Origin of the sequence: Kineosphaera limosa NBRC 100340 (genome assembly GCF_000298215.1) — a bacterium.
Taxonomy (GTDB): Bacteria; Actinomycetota; Actinomycetes; order Actinomycetales; family Dermatophilaceae; genus Kineosphaera; species Kineosphaera limosa.
The window spans coordinates 1-15106 of record NZ_BAHD01000066.1; the positions used below are offsets into that span (position 1 = coordinate 1).

At 69.8% G+C, this 15106-nt stretch carries 19 protein-coding genes and 2 pseudogenes; 14 read left to right on the top strand and 7 right to left on the bottom strand.

Annotation, left to right across the window (positions count from 1 at the left end):
• On the bottom strand, nt 1–400 hold a 400-nt coding region (locus KILIM_RS16625; protein WP_006593893.1), incomplete at its 3' end, for a winged helix-turn-helix transcriptional regulator.
• A gap of 75 nt (nt 401–475) precedes the next feature.
• On the opposite strand from KILIM_RS16625, the gene KILIM_RS16630 reads away from it, so the two are divergent.
• The 9 genes and pseudogenes from KILIM_RS16630 (at nt 476) to KILIM_RS16655 (ending at nt 5328) form a co-directional block, all read left to right on the top strand.
• A complete protein-coding gene (locus tag KILIM_RS16630) occupies nt 476–1744 on the top strand; it encodes an MFS transporter (protein WP_217997127.1) in 1269 nt (422 codons plus the stop codon).
• Nucleotides 1741–1884, top strand: a complete 144-nt coding sequence (locus tag KILIM_RS24120) for a hypothetical protein (protein ID WP_157551778.1) — start codon at nt 1741–1743, stop codon at nt 1882–1884. The genes KILIM_RS16630 and KILIM_RS24120 overlap by 4 nt, the downstream gene beginning before the upstream one ends.
• A 75-nt stretch (nt 1885–1959) precedes the next feature.
• Nucleotides 1960–2319 carry a TA system antitoxin ParD family protein gene (locus KILIM_RS16635; protein ID WP_006593895.1) on the top strand — a complete coding sequence of 120 codons (360 nt, stop codon included), beginning with the start codon at nt 1960–1962 and terminating at the stop codon, nt 2317–2319.
• Between the two features lie 9 nt (nt 2320–2328).
• Nucleotides 2329–2913, top strand: coding sequence for an ATPase (locus tag KILIM_RS16640; RefSeq protein ID WP_006593896.1), 585 nt, complete (start codon nt 2329–2331; stop codon nt 2911–2913).
• Nucleotides 2914–3043: 130 nt separating this feature from the next.
• Nucleotides 3044–3934 carry a beta-keto acid cleavage family enzyme gene (locus KILIM_RS16645; protein ID WP_006593897.1) on the top strand — a complete coding sequence of 297 codons (891 nt, stop codon included), beginning with the start codon at nt 3044–3046 and terminating at the stop codon, nt 3932–3934.
• A 1-nt stretch (nt 3935) separates the two neighbouring features.
• Nucleotides 3936–4298 (top strand): annotated as a pseudogene (locus tag KILIM_RS25110) (3-hydroxyacyl-CoA dehydrogenase NAD-binding domain-containing protein); the annotation flags it as partial.
• A gap of 89 nt (nt 4299–4387) precedes the next feature.
• A pseudogene (locus KILIM_RS25485) lies at nt 4388–4435 on the top strand (hypothetical protein); the annotation flags it as partial.
• Nucleotides 4436–4486: 51 nt separating this feature from the next.
• On the top strand, nt 4487–4882 hold the full coding sequence (locus KILIM_RS25115) for a 3-hydroxyacyl-CoA dehydrogenase family protein (protein ID WP_006593898.1): 396 nt from the start codon (nt 4487–4489) through the stop codon (nt 4880–4882).
• Entirely contained in the window at nt 4879–5328 is a 450-nt protein-coding gene (locus KILIM_RS16655) for a thioesterase family protein (RefSeq protein ID WP_006593899.1), read from the top strand. Before KILIM_RS25115 ends, KILIM_RS16655 begins: the two co-directional genes overlap by 4 nt.
• 18 nt (nt 5329–5346) lie before the next feature.
• Here KILIM_RS16655 and rbsD read toward each other — a convergent pair whose 3' ends face one another.
• From rbsD to KILIM_RS16680, 5 genes are all read right to left on the bottom strand, one after another.
• Complete coding sequence (rbsD, locus tag KILIM_RS16660) at nt 5347–5739, bottom strand: D-ribose pyranase (RefSeq protein WP_006593900.1); 393 nt, start codon at nt 5737–5739, stop codon at nt 5347–5349.
• Between the two features lie 121 nt (nt 5740–5860).
• A complete protein-coding gene (locus KILIM_RS16665; protein ID WP_006593901.1) occupies nt 5861–6832 on the bottom strand; it encodes a substrate-binding domain-containing protein in 972 nt (323 codons plus the stop codon).
• Nucleotides 6833–6878: 46 nt separating this feature from the next.
• Nucleotides 6879–7910 (bottom strand): ABC transporter permease, encoded by a 1032-nt coding sequence (locus KILIM_RS16670; protein WP_006593902.1) that lies wholly within the window; start codon nt 7908–7910, stop codon nt 6879–6881.
• Complete coding sequence (locus tag KILIM_RS16675) at nt 7900–9402, bottom strand: sugar ABC transporter ATP-binding protein (protein ID WP_006593903.1); 1503 nt, start codon at nt 9400–9402, stop codon at nt 7900–7902. The genes KILIM_RS16670 and KILIM_RS16675 overlap by 11 nt, the downstream gene beginning before the upstream one ends.
• Complete coding sequence (locus tag KILIM_RS16680) at nt 9395–10585, bottom strand: LacI family DNA-binding transcriptional regulator (protein WP_006593904.1); 1191 nt, start codon at nt 10583–10585, stop codon at nt 9395–9397. Before KILIM_RS16680 ends, KILIM_RS16675 begins: the two co-directional genes overlap by 8 nt.
• Nucleotides 10586–11302: 717 nt before the next feature.
• Here KILIM_RS16680 and KILIM_RS24385 point away from each other — a divergent pair.
• The 5 genes from KILIM_RS24385 (at nt 11303) to KILIM_RS16705 (ending at nt 14713) form a co-directional block, all read left to right on the top strand.
• A complete protein-coding gene (locus KILIM_RS24385) occupies nt 11303–11518 on the top strand; it encodes a hypothetical protein (RefSeq protein WP_169330775.1) in 216 nt (71 codons plus the stop codon).
• A gap of 220 nt (nt 11519–11738) precedes the next feature.
• A complete protein-coding gene (locus tag KILIM_RS16690; protein WP_006593907.1) occupies nt 11739–11984 on the top strand; it encodes a ribbon-helix-helix domain-containing protein in 246 nt (81 codons plus the stop codon).
• Nucleotides 11981–12226 carry a BrnT family toxin gene (locus KILIM_RS16695; RefSeq protein ID WP_006593908.1) on the top strand — a complete coding sequence of 82 codons (246 nt, stop codon included), beginning with the start codon at nt 11981–11983 and terminating at the stop codon, nt 12224–12226. Before KILIM_RS16690 ends, KILIM_RS16695 begins: the two co-directional genes overlap by 4 nt.
• A gap of 93 nt (nt 12227–12319) precedes the next feature.
• Nucleotides 12320–13591, top strand: coding sequence for a lycopene cyclase family protein (locus tag KILIM_RS22625; RefSeq protein ID WP_051988849.1), 1272 nt, complete (start codon nt 12320–12322; stop codon nt 13589–13591).
• A gap of 162 nt (nt 13592–13753) precedes the next feature.
• Nucleotides 13754–14713 carry a Gfo/Idh/MocA family protein gene (locus tag KILIM_RS16705; protein ID WP_006593910.1) on the top strand — a complete coding sequence of 320 codons (960 nt, stop codon included), beginning with the start codon at nt 13754–13756 and terminating at the stop codon, nt 14711–14713.
• Nucleotides 14714–14744: 31 nt separating this feature from the next.
• Here the strand turns inward: KILIM_RS16705 and KILIM_RS16710 are convergent, their stop codons facing one another.
• Nucleotides 14745–15098 carry an iron chaperone gene (locus tag KILIM_RS16710; protein ID WP_040563683.1) on the bottom strand — a complete coding sequence of 118 codons (354 nt, stop codon included), beginning with the start codon at nt 15096–15098 and terminating at the stop codon, nt 14745–14747.
• Nucleotides 15099–15106 lie beyond the last annotated feature (8 nt).

The following is a 15106-nucleotide window of genomic DNA, read 5'->3' on the forward strand; positions in this document are numbered from 1 at the left end:
GGCGCACGCCGCAGCGCCCGCAGCTGCCGTCGTCGGCGAGCACCTGGCCGCACTCGGCGTGGGCGAACAGGCGCACGGGTCCGTCCGGGGCTAGATGCCGGTCGGCCCAACGCATGAGGTCGTGCACGATCGGCCATAGCTCCTGGCCGGCCTGCGTCAGCACGTGCTCGTACCGCCCGGAGGCGTACGGCCGCCGCGCCGCGATGCCCGCCTCGGTCAGCAGCGCCAGGCGCGCGGTCAGCACGGCGCGCGGGATGTCGAGGTGCACCTGCAGGTCGCCGAAGCGGGTGACCCCGAAGAACAGGTCGCGCACGATGAGCAGGGTCCAGCGCTCGCCGAGGATCTCCAGGGAGCGGGCCAACGGACAGGACTGGGTCGTGTACTCGCGCGGCAGTGCCATGGACACATCCTACGGCACATCAGTTCATTCACTGAACCGAAGCTGCTACAGTCCTGTCATGCTCCTGTGCGCACCGTGGCGGCGACCGTGAACACCCCGGCGACCGCGACCCTGAGCCCCCCGTGGTGGCGTCGCCCCATGGTCATCGTGACCGCCGGCTGCCTCATCTCGATCATCACGTTCGGGGTGCGCTCCAGCTTCGGCCTCTTCACCACCCCCCTGGTCGACCTGCGCGGCTGGGACCGTGAGGCGTTCGCGCTGGCCATGGCGTTCCAGAACCTGCTGTGGGGCCTGACCCAGCCCATCGCCGGGGCCATCGCGGACCGCTTCGGCGCGGCCCGCGTGCTCGCGATCGGCGGCCTCATCTATGCCGCCGGCGTGGTCCTCATGGCGATCAGCACCAATCCGGTGATGCTCACCATGACCGGCGGCGTCATCATCGGCATCGGCATCGCCGGCGGGTCGTTCACGGTCGTCATCGCGGCTTTCTCTCGCCTCGTCGAGCCCTCCAAACGGTCCTGGGCATTCGGGCTGGCGACCGCCGCGGGGTCGATGGGGCAGTTCCTCTTCGCGCCCCTGGGGCAGGCGTTCATCAGCACTTACGGCCCGCAGACCGCGCTGATCCTGCTCGCCGGCACCCTCCTGCTCGTGCCGCTGTTCGCCCGCTCACTGACCGGGTCCGCGTATGTGGCCGGGGCCTCCGACGACCCCGACGACCTGGTCTCCGCCGGGCAGGCGCTGCGCGCCGCCGGCACCTACCCCAGCTACCTCATGCTCGCGGCGGGCTTCTTCGTCTGCGGCTTCCACATCGCCTTCGTCACCACCCACCTGCCGGCGTACCTGACGGACCACGGGATGAGCGTGGCCGTGGCCGCGTGGTCGATCTCGCTCATCGGGCTGTTCAACGTCATCGGCGCCTACACCTCCGGCATCCTGGCCGGCCGCTGGCCGCGCCGCTACCTGCTCAGCGCCATCTACCTGGCCCGCGGCGCTGTGTTCGCGATCTTCCTCGTCGCGCCGGTCACGACCGCGACGGTCGTCATCACGTCCATGCTGCTGGGGCTGCTGTGGCTCTCGACGGTGCCGCCGACCTCCGGGCTGGTCGCGTTGATGTTCGGCACCCGCCACGTCGGGATGCTGTTCGGCATGGTGTTCCTCTCCCACCAGGTCGGGGCTTTCATCGGTGCCCTGCTCGGTGGCACGATCTATGAACAGACCGGCAGCTACCACCTCATGTGGATCCTGTGCATCGTCCTGTCGATCGGGGCCGGCTTGGTGCACCTGCCGATCAAGGAACGCCGCGCCCGCACGGCAGAGCCGACCGCAGAGGGGAGCACTGTGTGACCCGTCAGCATCTGACGTACGCGCTCGTCGGCCTGCTCCTGACCGCCGTGACCTTCATCGGCGTGCTCTACCAGGTCAACGAGGCCCTGGGCGCCGAAGCCCAGGGCTCCCTGCCGCAACTCATCTGCCCGCTGCACTGACCTGCCTTCGCACGCGAACGGCGGCCAAGGACGCTCCATCCAGGCCCGTCTTGTAGCAGTTCGCTACAATGAGCCATGAACACCATGCCTACCCGCGTGGACGGTGATCTCTGGGAAGCAGCCAAGGCGTCCGGGGCAATCGCCAGCAGAAGCGCAACCCAGCAGATCAACCACTGGGCTCGCATCGGCCGCGCGCTCGAAGCCTCTCCCAACGTGAGCGGGCGTGACGTGCGCCGGGTCTTGTCAGGCATCACCTCCTACGACGATGTCGGCGAGCCCGAGCAGGCGGTGGTGCGGGTCGCCTGGGAGCAGCAGATGGCCCAGCGACGCGAATCCCTCGACTTCGCCGCCGAATTCACGGCACAGGGGCGGTCGTGGTCCGAAGCTGGTGACAACGGTGCCGTCGTCCGACGCCCTTCGGCCCAGGACGACTGATCTGCCGCGATGCCGATCCTGCACCTGTTGGCCGGGCCGAACGGGTCCGGCAAGTCCACGTACGTGCGGCACGTCATCGCGCCGATTGCCGACCTGCCCTTCGTCAAGGCCGACGTGATCGCGGCTGCCCGATGGCCGCAGGCGCAGCTGGAGCACGCCTACGACGCATCACGCGCGGCTGAAGGCGAACGGCAGCGACTACTCGCCGACCGCAAGTCCTTCATCTCCGAGACCGTCTTCAGCCACAGAAGCAAGGTCGACCTCGTGGGTCAGGCTGTGCGCCTTGGGTACATCGTCCACCTACATGTGTTGCTGATCCCCGTCGAGTTGAGCGTCGCGCGCGTCGCCGACCGAGTCAGCGAAGGTGGTCACGACGTGCCGGAACGGAAGATTCGAGAGCGTTACGACCGATTGTGGAGCCTGATCGCGCAGGCCCGTGGCCTAGCCGATCGAACCGAGATCCTCGACAATTCAAGCGCTGCGACGCCTTTCCGCGTAGTCGCCACCTACGAACACGGCGAGCTCGTCGGTACGGCAAGCTGGCCGACCTGGACTCCCGCGGCCCTCGGAGACGCAGCCGGCACTCGAGAGTGACGTTGGCGAACTCGGATCGAACGTCGGCAAATACCCCACCGCGGGCGAAACAGGTTCGCGTCGCACGGCCCCGCTCGATATCCGACAGGGGAGACTGACCGGGACGCCCTGCAGCCTCGAAGGAGCCCCCGTGAATCGCAAAGTCATCATCACCTGCGCGCTGACCGGAGCCGGCGACACCACCGCCCGGTCGCCCCACGTACCGGTCACCCCGGAGCAGATCGCGACCGCCGGGATCGAGGCGGCCAAAGCGGGCGCGGCGATCATCCATATTCACGTCCGCGACCCCGAGACGGGCCAGGGCTACCGCGAGGTCAGCGCCTACCGGGAGGTCGTGGAGCGGGTCCGCGACAGCGGCGTCGACGTCGTCATCAACACGACCGCGGGGATGGGCGGCGACCTCGTCGTCGACCGCGACAACCCGGCCGGTCCACACGGAGAAGGCACCGACCTGGTCAACGGCCTGGAGCGCCTCGCGCACGTCGAAGAGCTCCTCCCCGACATCTGCACCCTCGACTGCGGGTCGCTGAACTTCGGCGACGGCAGCCTCGTGTACGTCTCGACGCCGGACATGCTGCGCCAAGGCGCCAAGCGCATCCAGGAGCTCGGCGTGCGCGTCGAGATGGAGATCTTCGACACCGGACACCTGTGGTGCGCCAAACAACTCGTCACCGAGGGGCTCGTCGACGACCCGGCGATGTTCCAACTGTGCATGGGCATCCCGTACGGTGCCCCGGCCGATCCTGGGCTCCTTGTCGCGATGACCCACCAGCTCCCCCCGGGCGCGGTGTGGGCCTCGTTCGCGCTCGGCGCGATGCAGATGCCGTGGGCCGCTCAGTCGGTGCTGCTCGGCGGGCACGTGCGCGTCGGCCTAGAGGACAACCTCTACCTCGGCAAGGGCAACAAGGCGACGAACGCCCAGCTCGTCGCCAACGCCAAGACCCTCGTCGAGGCGATGGGCGCCGCCGTCGCGACGCCCGACGAGGCCCGCGAAATCCTCAAGCTCAAGCCGAGGGGTTGATATGGCGCGCCTTGCACCCGCGGAGGTGCGGACCGTCGCCTGCATCGGCGCCGGCACGATCGGAGGCGGCTGGGTCGCCTACTTCCTCTCCCGCGGCTACGACGTGCGGGCCTTCGACCCGGCGCCCGATGCGGAGCAGCGGCTGCGCGCCCTCGTCGACGCCGCGTGGCCGGCGCTGACCGAGGTCGGACTCGCGGCCGGGGCGAGCCCTGATCGGCTCGTCGTCTGCGCGAGTCTCGCCGACGCGGTCGGGTCTGCCGACTTCGTGCAGGAGAGCGCCCCCGAGTCCCTCGACCTCAAGCGCCCGCTGCTCGCCCAGATCGACGCCGCGACTCCCGTCGACGTCGTCGTGTCGTCGTCGACCTCCGGCTACGGGATGAGCGAGATGGACACGCAGACCTCGCATCCGGAGCGCTTCGTGGTTTCGGGCACCCCTTCAACCCGCCCTATCTCATCCCGCTCGTCGAGGTCGTCGGGAGCCCGCGCACCTCACCCGAGGTCGTCGCGTGGACCCGTGAGTTCTTCACCCACGCCGGCAAGTCGGTCATCACGATGGACCGCGAGGTGCCCGGCTTCGTCGGCAACCGCCTCCAGGAGGCGCTGTGGCGCGAGGCGCTGCACATGGTCGCCAACGGCGAGGCGACGCCTCAGCAGATCGACGCCTCGATCGTCGAGGGGCCGGGCCTGCGCTGGGCCTTCCACGGGCCGATGCTCACGTTCCACCTCGCCGGCGGCCCCGGCGGGATGGCACACATGCTCGACCACTTCGGGCCCTCGCTGCTCAGCCCGTGGACGCGGCTGAACGCACCCGAGCTGACGCCGGAGCTGCGTGACGCCGTCGTCTCCGGGTGCGAGGAGGAGGCCGGCGAACGCACGATCACCGACCTCGTCCGCGAGCGCGACGCCCAGCTCATCGCCGTCCTGCGGGCCACGGGGAGGCTGTCGTGAGCGAGCTCGCCCCCTGGTCCGAACCCCTGCTCCCGGAGTGGATCGACTACAACGGGCACCTGTCCGAGGGCTACTACGTGCTCGTCTTCGGCCATGCCACAGACGCGGTGATGAACCAGATCGGCATGACCCCGGAGTACCTCGTCGAGACCGGCACGTCGCTGTACACCGTCGAGGCGCACGTCCGCTACCTCGACCAAGTGCCGCCGGACGCCACGCTGGAGGTGCGCAGCTCGATCATCGGTGGGGGCGCCAAGACCCTGTGGATCTGGCACGAACTGTGGGTCGACGAGCGGCTGCGCGCCACCGAGGAAGTGCTCATGCTGCACGTCATCGGCGGAGAAGGAGCGCGGGCCACGGCGTTTCCCCCGGGTCTCGCCGCCCGCATCGACGCCCTGCGGACCGACCCGCCCGCGGGCGCGGGGGGTCGGATCGCGCCCCGCTGAGGGTCCGTCGCCAGTCGATCAGAACGGGACGCCGCACTCGAGGATGACGTTGGCGTAGGGCGTGGCCTCGCCGGTGCGGACGGCGAAGGCGACCTGCGGGAGACGCTGCTTGAACGACTCGTGGTCCAGCGTCGTGCGCAGGCCGAGGCGGTCGGCGCGCTCGTCGAACCAGGTGCCAGCGACCCCCTCCAGGGCTTCGCTTGCGATGACGTGCCCCTGCACGACGATCTCGTCGAGGAGCGCGTCGAGCACCGCCGCGAACGGGACGGTCCCGGTCACCAGCGCCAGGTCGATCAGTGGCACGTGGCGGGGCAACGGCAGTCCCATGTCGGCGACCACCACGCGGTCGGTGTGGCCGAGCAAGCCGATCTGGTGCGCGAGCTGGGCGTGCACGATTCCGCTGTGCCTCATGCGCACTCCTGTCTGCCGAAGAATCCCGCGTAGCTGATCCGTGGCGCTGATGCTGGTGCGGCTAGGTGGGGCGGGCGTTATGTTGCTCGCCCCACCTAGCGAACCGCACTGCTTGACCTCGTCACTGCTTGAACTCGTTGACGTTCTCCTTCGTCACGGCCTTGACCTCAACGGGGATCTGCTTCTCCACCGTCTCACCGGCCGCGACCTTCAGCGCGTTGTTGACGGCCTCCTTGCCGAGCTCCTTCGGCTGCTGGGCGATGGTGCCGACCATCGTGCCCGCCTCGATCGCCGCCAGCGCGTCGGCGGTGCCGTCGAAGCCGAACACCATGACCTCCTGACCAGCGCGGTTACCGAGCGCCTGGATCGCACCCAAGGCCATCTCGTCGTTCTCCGCGAAGATGCCCTTTGCGCCGGAGTTCGACTGCAACAGGTTGGTCGCCACGTTCAGGCCCTGAGTGCGGTCGAAGTTGGCCGGCTGCTGGGCGATGACGCTGATGCCCGCGCCCGCCACGCCGTCGGTGAAGCCCTGGCCGCGGTCACGGCTGGCCGACGTACCCGGCACGCCCTGCAGCACGATGACCTCTCCGCTGCCACCCATCGCCTTGCCGAGGGCCTCCGCGGCGAGCTTGCCGCCCTGCACGTTGTCGCTGCTGATGAGCGAGGCGACCTCCGCGCCGTTGACCGCCCGGTCGACCGCGACGACCGGGATGTTCGCGTTCAAGGCCGGTGTCACGGCCGAGCCCGCCGCATCCGAATCCACCGGGTTGATGATGACGACCGACGCCTGCTTCGTCACCGCGTCGGCGATCTGGTTGGCCTGCGTCGCGGCGTCGTTCTGCGCGTCGACCACGTTGAGCGTCGCTCCGCCCGCGTCCGCCGCCTCCTGAGCGCCGTCGCGCAGGTCGACGAAGAACGGATTGTTCAGCGTCGACACCGCCAGGGTGATCGTCTTGCCGGCGCCTCCTGCGGTGCCGGTCGCGCCGGCCGCATCGCCGGCCGGGGCCGAATCCCGGTTGCAGGCCGCCAGGCCGAGGGTGAGCACGGAAACTGAGGTGACCGCCGCCAAGGTGTGGAAGGTGGACCGAGCCATGTTCTCTCTCCTTTGAGTGGGTGTTGCTGACGAGTAGGGGTGTGGGTCAGCGGCGCTGCCGCAGCACGTCGATACCGACGGCCGCCGCGATGACGAGGCCGATGACGACCTGCTGCCAGAACGCCGTGACATTGAGCAGGTTGAGACCGTTGCGGATGACCGCCAGGGTCAAGGCCCCGATGAGGGTGCCCAGCGCCCGCCCCGACCCCCCGGCCAGGCTCGCGCCGCCGATGACGACCGCGGCGATCGCGTCGAGCTCGTAGCCGCTGGCCGCTTGCGGCTGCGCGGACGCCAACCGGCCCGCGAGCACCAGGCCCGCAACGCCGGAGAAGAGTCCGGCCAGCGCGTACACCGCCATCTTGGTCCGCTTGACCGGCAGCCCGGCCAGCCGCGCCGCCTCCTCGTTGCCGCCGATGGCGTACAGCGAGCGGCCGAAGACCGTGCGGTTGAGGATGAACGCCGTGACGCCCCACGCGACGAGCAGCACGATGATCGGCACCGGGACCGGGCCGATGCTGCGCCCGATCGCCGAGACCGCCGGCGGCATCTCGATCGGTCGGCCTCCGGAGACGACGAGCGCCAAACCGCGCGCGATCGACAGCATCGCCAGCGTCGCGATGAACGCCGGCAACTTGCCGTAGGCGATCGCCGCCCCCGACACCGCCCCGGCCAACAACCCGACCAGCGGCGCCGCAAGGAGCGCGATGGGCCCGGGCAGCCCGGCCGTCGCGACCAGCCAGCCGGCGCAGATCGCCGACAACGCCGCGACCGAACCGACCGACAAGTCGATGCCCGCGGTGATGATGACGAACGTCATCCCGAACGCGAGCACCGCGACGACCGCCGCCTGCACGCCGATGTTGAGGAGGTTCTGGGTCGTCAGGAACGTCGGCGTGGCGATGAACATGACGACGCAGACGAGCACCAGGCCCACGAGCGCGCCGTTGTCGGCGAGCCACAGGGTGAACGCGCGAAGGCGCGAACGCTCCGGCGTCGAGTTGGCCTCGGCCTTCGCCGACCTCGCCGCAGCCTTCTCGGCCTTCTCGGCCGACTTCTCAGCAGACTTTTCAGCGGACACGGGACGAATCAACCTCCTTGACGGCCAACGACATGACCGCGTCTTGGGTGGCCTCCTCGGCCGTGAGTTCTCCGACGATGCGACCCTTGGCCATGACGAGCACGCGGTCGCTCATGCTGATGACCTCGGGCAGGTCACTCGAGACGAGCAGGACGCCGCCGCCGGCATCCGTGATGGCGTTGACGAGTTCGTAGATTTCGACCTTCGCGCCGACGTCGACGCCGCGGGTCGGCTCGTCGAGCAGCAGCACGTCGGACCCGGCCATCGACCAGCGACCGAACACAACCTTTTGCTGATTGCCTCCGGAGAGGCCGCGCACCTGCTGGTCCAGCGACGCCATCCGAATCCGCAACTGCTGGGCCACCTCGTCGCTGCGACGCCGTTGCCCGCGCAGGTCCGCGAGGCCGGCGCGACCGGTCGAGCGCAGCGTGGCGTAGCCGAGGTTCTCGGCGACCGACGCCTCGAGCACCAGCCCGGAGTTCTTGCGGTCCTCCGGCACGAGGCCCACCCCGCGGCCGACCGCAGCGGCGACGTCCTTCTTCGGCAGACGCTTGCCGTGCACCGTCACCGAGCCGGACTCGTAACTGTCCGCGCCCGCGATGGCCCGCAGCACCTCCGTGCGGCCCGCGCCCATGAGCCCGGCGATACCGACGACCTCACCCGCACGCACCTCAAGGGAGATGTCCTCGAAGACGCCCGACTGGTTGAGCCCCTCGACGTTGAGCACGACATCGCCGACCTCGCCGCGGCGCCGCGGGTACAGGTCGTCGATGCTGCGGCCGACCATGAGGCGCACCAGCTCGGCCTCCCCCGCGCCAGCGCTGACGGTGTCGACGGCAGTACCGTCGCGCAGCACGGTGATTCGGTCGCCGATCTCCTCGATCTCGTCGAGGTGATGGCTGATGAAGACCATCGCGACGCCCTGCTCGCGCAGGTCGCGCACGACGTCGAAGAGGATGTCGGTCTCGGTGCGGGTCAGCGCCGCCGTCGGCTCGTCGAGGATGAGGATGCGCGCGTCCATCGCGAGCGCCTTGGCGATCTCGATCATCTGCTGGCGGGCGACGCCGAGCGTGCCGACCTTGCGATTGACGTCGACGTCGAGGCCGATGCGGGCGATCGCCTCCTGGGCGTACTTGCGGACCGCGCGGCGATCGACCAGCCCGAACTTGCGCGGCGTGCGGCCGAGGGTGAGGTTCTCGGCGACTGACAGCTCGGGCACGAGGTTGAGCTCTTGGTGGATCGTGGCGATCCCCAGCGACTCGGACGTGCGGGTGTCAGGGATGCGCACCTCTTTGCCGTCGACGACGATGCGGCCGGTGTCGGGTTCGTGCACCCCGGCGATCATCTTGATGAGCGTCGACTTGCCCGCGCCGTTCTCGCCGAGCAGCACGTGCACCTCGCCGCGGCGCACGTCCAGACTCACGTCGCGAACAGCCTTGATGCCGCCGAAGGACTTCGACACCCCCTCCAGGCGTAGCAGGACCTCACCCATGGGTCGTCTCCTCGCTGTTGTGGGTCGTGAATGTGCTTTCGCCGACGGTGCGGCCGGGGTTCCGGAGCCGGATCGGCTGGGTCGTGGCGCGGCCGTTGCGTTGGTCGGTCGGCGCGTCGGGCGGGCTTTCGCCCAGGGAGCCGGGCGCGCTGTCGATGGGCGAGCCGAGTGGGCTCTCGCCGGACGGGCTGGGCGCGGTCTCGCCGAGGGAGCGACGGATGACGAGCCGCGTTGGGATGGGCGTGGTGTCGACGTCTTCGCCGGCGATGCGGTCCAGCAGGGCTGCCACTGCCTTCTCGCCGAGCTGGGCGGTGTCTTGGGCGACGACCGTCACGGCCGGGTCGAGCACCTCGAACCAGGGGGTGTCGTCGACCGCGGCGATGCCGACGTCTTCGCCGATGCGGACGCCGCGGCGCCGCATGACGGTGAGCACGCCGAGGGCCATCAGCGCGTCGGCGGCGATGATCGCCTCGGGCGGCGTCGACAGACCGAGCAGCTGCTGCGCGGCGGCGATACCGCTGGCGAGCTGGAAATCGCCCTCGACGAGGTACTCGCTGCCCAGGCCGATGCCGTGTTGCGACAGGCGGACCGCGACGGCCCGGAGGCGTTCGCGGCCGGTGGAGGTCGACTGCGGGCCGGCGACGATCGCGATTCTCCGGTGCCCCAACGCCACGATGTGGTCGACGAGCTCGCCCATCCCGCCGGCGGAGTCGGAGGCGATGACCGGCACGCCGAGGCCCGCATCGCGGTCGATCGAGACGGTCGGGTTGGCCGCGACGACCTTGCGCAGCGTGACGCTCGCTCCGCCCTGAGGGACGACGAGCAGCCCGTCGACCTGGTGTTTCGCCAGGGTGTTGAGGTAGCGGTCCTGGGCGTGGCAGTCTTCGTCGGCGTTGCCGATCATGACGGTGCGACCTGCTTCGGCGGCGGCCTTGTCGACCGCGTACGCCAGGTCGGTGAAGAAGGCGTTGCGGACATCAGGCAGCAGCAGGCCGATGGTGTCGGTCCGGCTCGTGCGCAGCGAGCGCGCCGCCGAGTTGCCGGCGTAGCCGAGGTCTTCGGCGGCCTGTCGGACGATGTCGCGCGTACGAGGCGCCGCGGAGGCGTCGGGGTCGAGCGCCCGGGAGGCCGTCGCCGGGGAGACACCAGCGGCCAGCGCGACATCCCGCAGGGTCACGGCCACGCTGCCACCTCCTTGCGACATTGCAATCGATTCCAATTGGAATCGATTGCAGGAGTCTGCCCCGCGTGCCGCCCCCCGTCAAGACCCCCACGGGCGCCAGGCGCGAGCCCGCCACCCTCCCGCCGACGGTTGCCCTCCCTGCGTTGGGTTGCGGTCGCAACAGCACCCGTCGGCAGGGGGCGCAACCGTCGGCGACAGCGGGGCTGGGCGGGGGCGCAACCGGCGGCGAGAGCGGGGCCCGGAAGGGGACGCAACGGTGGGCAGGGCTGGCGTGCGGTGGGCGACGGGCGGTCGTCGCCGACGGACGGTCGTCGCCGACGGGCGGTCGTGGGCGACCGGGCACCCCGCAGTCCCCGGTAGTTTGAACGGACTAACGAGCCCGGGTGGCCGCTACACGCGCGTGCACGCCGAGCCCCTGGGGGGTCGATGGACGGAGTGACGCCGAGGGAGGCGCTGACGGCGCTCCGCACCGAATTGCGGCGTTCCGTTTGGCTGTTGCGCTGCGGGCTGATCCTCCCGACTCTGCTCGTTGCCCTCGCGGCGTCAGCGGTGATCAATGGAGGGGGAATCGTCGCGCTTCAGCCGTCGCTAGCGCTGGCCCCGCTGACGATCCTGTGGTGGATGCGGTGGTGGCCGATCGAACGCGGCTGGCGGGAAGTTCGGGGCGCGCAGGCCGCACAAGCCGTTTCGGTCACGACGTCCGCCTGGGAGGATCCCGTGACCGTCACCACCGGGGCCGGCTCGAGTTGGCGATGGCCTGTCATCCCCGGGCGCTCCTTCTCCGGCAAACTCCCGATGCCCGGAGATCGCGCATGGATCGCCCGCCCGCTGCGCGAGCACGCCTATCCGGTCATCGTCGTGTTCGACGGGGACCGCCCGCGCATCGCGGTCGCCAGCAGGCCCGCCTACCAGGTGCCAGAACGGGTCACCTGAGCCAAGCGCGACTTGGACCACCGGGACTCCGACTGGACGACGTCTCGAGCGGTTGGCCAGTCAGCCGGGCGCTGTCCAGTCGGACTCGCCAACCGTCTCGCCCGGCGGGAGCCGCCCCCCTGCACTGGGCTGCGGTCGCCACAGCAACCGGCGAGGGGGTGCAACGGTCGCCAAGGGCGGGCGATCTGCTCCCAGGCATGTTTTCGTTTACGATATTCACATGCGCGAGGACGAGGTGACGCAGGAGCAGATACAGGAGTGGGCCGATGAGGCCGAGGCTGGTTACGACGTCGAGCAACTCAAGCGCCGTGGACGCGGTCGGCCTGGCCGTGGAGCCGAGCCCATGCAGGTCGTCGCGGTGCGACTCACGCTTGAGGAAGTGGCGGCCCTGGACGCCCTTGCGGGTCGGGACAACGTCAGCCGCTCCGAGGCGATTCGCCGCGCACTCGCTCACTTCGCGGCGTGAAGGTCCACCCGAGCGCGCTCAAGCATGGAGTCAGCCAGGAGGATGCGGCGCAGGCGGCTGACTGGCCACAGTGGATCGAGCCGCTTGATGACGAGGACGACTGGCCGCACCGTCAGTTGCGTCTTGGCTTCGACACAAACGCACGGCTCCTCGAGACGGTTGTGCTGGTCTTCGAGAGCGGCGCAGAGTTGGTGATCCACGCGATGCCCGCGCGCAAGCAATTCTGGGAGCTGCTGCCCTGATTTCCTGGCCCGGTCGTGTCCGAAATCCCCCGAGCGCATGCGTGAAGTGGGTCTCGACAGACGGCTCGGGCGGTTGTGGCACCGTTGCTAGGTATGGCCGAGCGCAGGTGGGATGTCGCGGTCGTCGGGCTGGGGCCGGCGGGGCGGGCGCTGGCGCATCGGCTGATCAGGACCGGGCTGTCGGTGCTGGTGATCGACCCCGACCCCGGGCGGCCGTGGCGGCAGACGCTGGGCGGCTGGTCTCGGCAGCTGCCGGCCTGGCTGCCCGTGGAAGCCGTCGGCGCCCGCGCGCAGAACCCGGTGATCCGCGCCGAGGCGAGCTACCCCATCCGGGCAGGATACGCGGTGCTCGACAACGCAGCACTTGCTCGCGCCCTCGACCTCACGGGCGCTGAGCTGCAGGAACGAGCAGCCTCCGACCTTGTGAACGTGCCCGCCCGGGTCGTCGTCGACGCGCGCGGCGCCGTGCCCGCCAGTTCGCAGCGCCCGCGCCGCCTACCCCTGCAGCGGGCCATCGGGGTGCTCGTCGAACCGCACCTCGCCGCGCCAGTCCTCGCCGGTGACGAGGCCGTGCTCATGGACTGGCGCCCGTTCGACGGCGCCCCCGCCTGGGCGGCGACGTCACCGACGTTCCTCTACGCCATCCCCATGCCCGACGGTCGGATCCTGCTCGAGGAGACCTGCCTCGCCGGCGCCCCCGGCCCCGATCATCCGGAGTTGGATCGGCGGCTGCGCGTGCGCCTCGCGCGGCACGGGATCGGTGGTCCGGGGGTGGACGATGCCGAGATCGAGCGAGTCTCCATCCCCATGCTCCGCGCGCCCCGAGGTCGCGGCCCGAATGGCCAGGGCGTGGCCGGCCAGGGCCTTAGCAGCCAAGGCCTGAGCGGTCGGGATCTAGTCGCTCTTGACCGGGGTAGACCCGGCGTGCGCTTTCCCGGTCTGGGCGGGCACCACCAAAGCGCCCGTGCCGGCGGCAGCCAAGTGGCGACCGGCCCGCTGGTGGTGCGTTTCGGCGCTGCTGGGGCGCAACACAATCCGATCACCGGGTACTCGGCGTTCGCCTCCCTGGCAGCCGTCGACAACTTCGTCGAGCGCATCACCGGTGCGGTGCGCGAAGGCTCCCGACTCGCGGTTCCCGGCGGCCCGCCCCTCGCGCGGCACGCGGCACTGCGGGCCTTGCTGCGACTGAGCCCCGACGACACCCTGGCCCTTTTCGACGCCTTCGGCCGGCTGCCGGCCCAGCGGCAGTACGACATCCTCGACGCTCGGGCCACGGATCGCCACCTCATCGCGGCACTCACCGCGCAATTCCGGCGTCTCCCCCCGCGCTCCGCCCTGGCCCTCCTGCGCGCCACCACGATCTGAGCTAACCCTGCCGTTAGTCATACTTTCCGGCGAAGTTCAGAGTTCCGACTATGAATCTCGCGCGAAATAAGACTATCGGCGACTTTTCAGATTTCGAATTATGACCCTCGAATCCACAGTGCGGCATCGGCAGGGGATTTCTTGGGGTATAAGGTCGCGGGTATGACGCAGACAACGGTGCGGTGGGGTATCGCGGGACCTGGGCGCATGGCGGCAACCATGGCGCAGGCCTTCGAGCACGTGAGCAACGGGGAACTCGTCGCGGTCGGGTCGCGGTCGTTGGAGCGGGCGCAGGGGTTCGCCGACGAGCACGGGATTCCGGTGGCGCACGGCACCTACGAGGGCCTCGCCGACGACCCGAACGTCGACGCGATCTACATCGCCACGCCCCATCCGCAGCACACCGACATCGCGCTGGCCGCCATCGCGGCCGGCAAGGCGCTGCTCGTCGAGAAGTCGTTCACCAGCACCGTCGAGGACACCCAGCGGATCATCGACGCCGCCCGCGCCGCCGAGGTCTTCGTCATGGAGGCGATGTGGACCCGGTTCAACCCCGCGGTGCAGCACATTCGGGAGCTCATCGCCGACGGCACCATCGGGCAGGTTCGGGCCGTCAACGGCGACCTGTCGGCCTTCCGCGCCTACGACCCCAACGACCGCCTGTTCGACCCGGCCCTCGGCGGTGGCGCGGTGCTCGACCTCGGCGTCTACGTCGTGTCGTTCGCGCAGCACTTCTTGGGAGCGCCGGACACCGTTCACGCGGTCGGTGGCCGCTACGACTCCGGCGTGGAGGGCGAATTCGGCGTGCTGCTCGGCTACGACGACGGGCGCAGCGCCTCGCTGGCTGGCGCGTTCACCGTGCAGGGCCCGGGACGCATGGCCATCCTCGGCACGGGCGGCTGGATCGACGTGCACCCACGCTTTCACCGCAGCGCCAGCATCACCGTGTGGCGCGGCAAGGAATCCGAGACTCAGCACTTCGACTCCGGCTACCAGTTCGAGGTGCAGCACGTCGGCGAATGCCTGGCCGCCGGGCTCACCGAGAGCCCGATCATGCCGCTGGACGACACCCTGGCGGTGCAGCGCACCATGGAGCAGATGCTGGCCCAGATCCACGGCTGAGCCCAGCAGCAGCTGAGCCAGAAAAGCCAGGTCAGCGGCGTTTGGCCAGCTGCTGCTCGAGCCGGAACCGCACGACCTCGGTCACGAGCTCAACAGGCAGCGGCCGGTCGAGTGGAAACTGGATGGCGCCCTTGCTGCGCTTCAACCCCATGGCATCGGCCCGCTCGGCGACCAACGCGACGCCGTCCGCGCCCGGGTAGAAACCCACATGGCGCTTTCCGGCAGCGAAGTGCACGAGGTTGCCGTTGACCTTGTACGTGGGCATGCCCCACGCCATGGCCTGCTCGGCCTGCGGCGCCAACTGCTCGATCAGCGCGCGCAGCTGGTCCATGAGGCGCCGATGCTCGCCGTCGTAGCCCGCCAGGTAGTCGTCGATGACCGTCATGTGCACAG

Bases quoted from the DNA above. Each gene is read 5' to 3' on its own strand.
- KILIM_RS16710 (WP_040563683.1), bottom strand. From the start codon at position 15,098: ATGACGGTCATCGACGACTACCTGGCGGGCTACGACGGCGAGCATCGG.
- KILIM_RS16705 (WP_006593910.1), top strand. From the start codon at position 13,754: ATGACGCAGACAACGGTGCGGTGGGGTATCGCGGGACCTGGGCGCATG.
- KILIM_RS16690 (WP_006593907.1), top strand. From the start codon at position 11,739: ATGCGCGAGGACGAGGTGACGCAGGAGCAGATACAGGAGTGGGCCGAT.
- KILIM_RS25115 (WP_006593898.1), top strand. From the start codon at position 4,487: ATGGACCGCGAGGTGCCCGGCTTCGTCGGCAACCGCCTCCAGGAGGCG.
- KILIM_RS16665 (WP_006593901.1), bottom strand. From the start codon at position 6,832: ATGGCTCGGTCCACCTTCCACACCTTGGCGGCGGTCACCTCAGTTTCC.
- KILIM_RS16675 (WP_006593903.1), bottom strand. From the start codon at position 9,402: ATGGGTGAGGTCCTGCTACGCCTGGAGGGGGTGTCGAAGTCCTTCGGC.
- KILIM_RS16640 (WP_006593896.1), top strand. From the start codon at position 2,329: ATGCCGATCCTGCACCTGTTGGCCGGGCCGAACGGGTCCGGCAAGTCC.
- rbsD (WP_006593900.1), bottom strand. From the start codon at position 5,739: ATGAGGCACAGCGGAATCGTGCACGCCCAGCTCGCGCACCAGATCGGC.
- KILIM_RS16635 (WP_006593895.1), top strand. From the start codon at position 1,960: ATGAACACCATGCCTACCCGCGTGGACGGTGATCTCTGGGAAGCAGCC.
- KILIM_RS22625 (WP_051988849.1), top strand. From the start codon at position 12,320: ATGGCCGAGCGCAGGTGGGATGTCGCGGTCGTCGGGCTGGGGCCGGCG.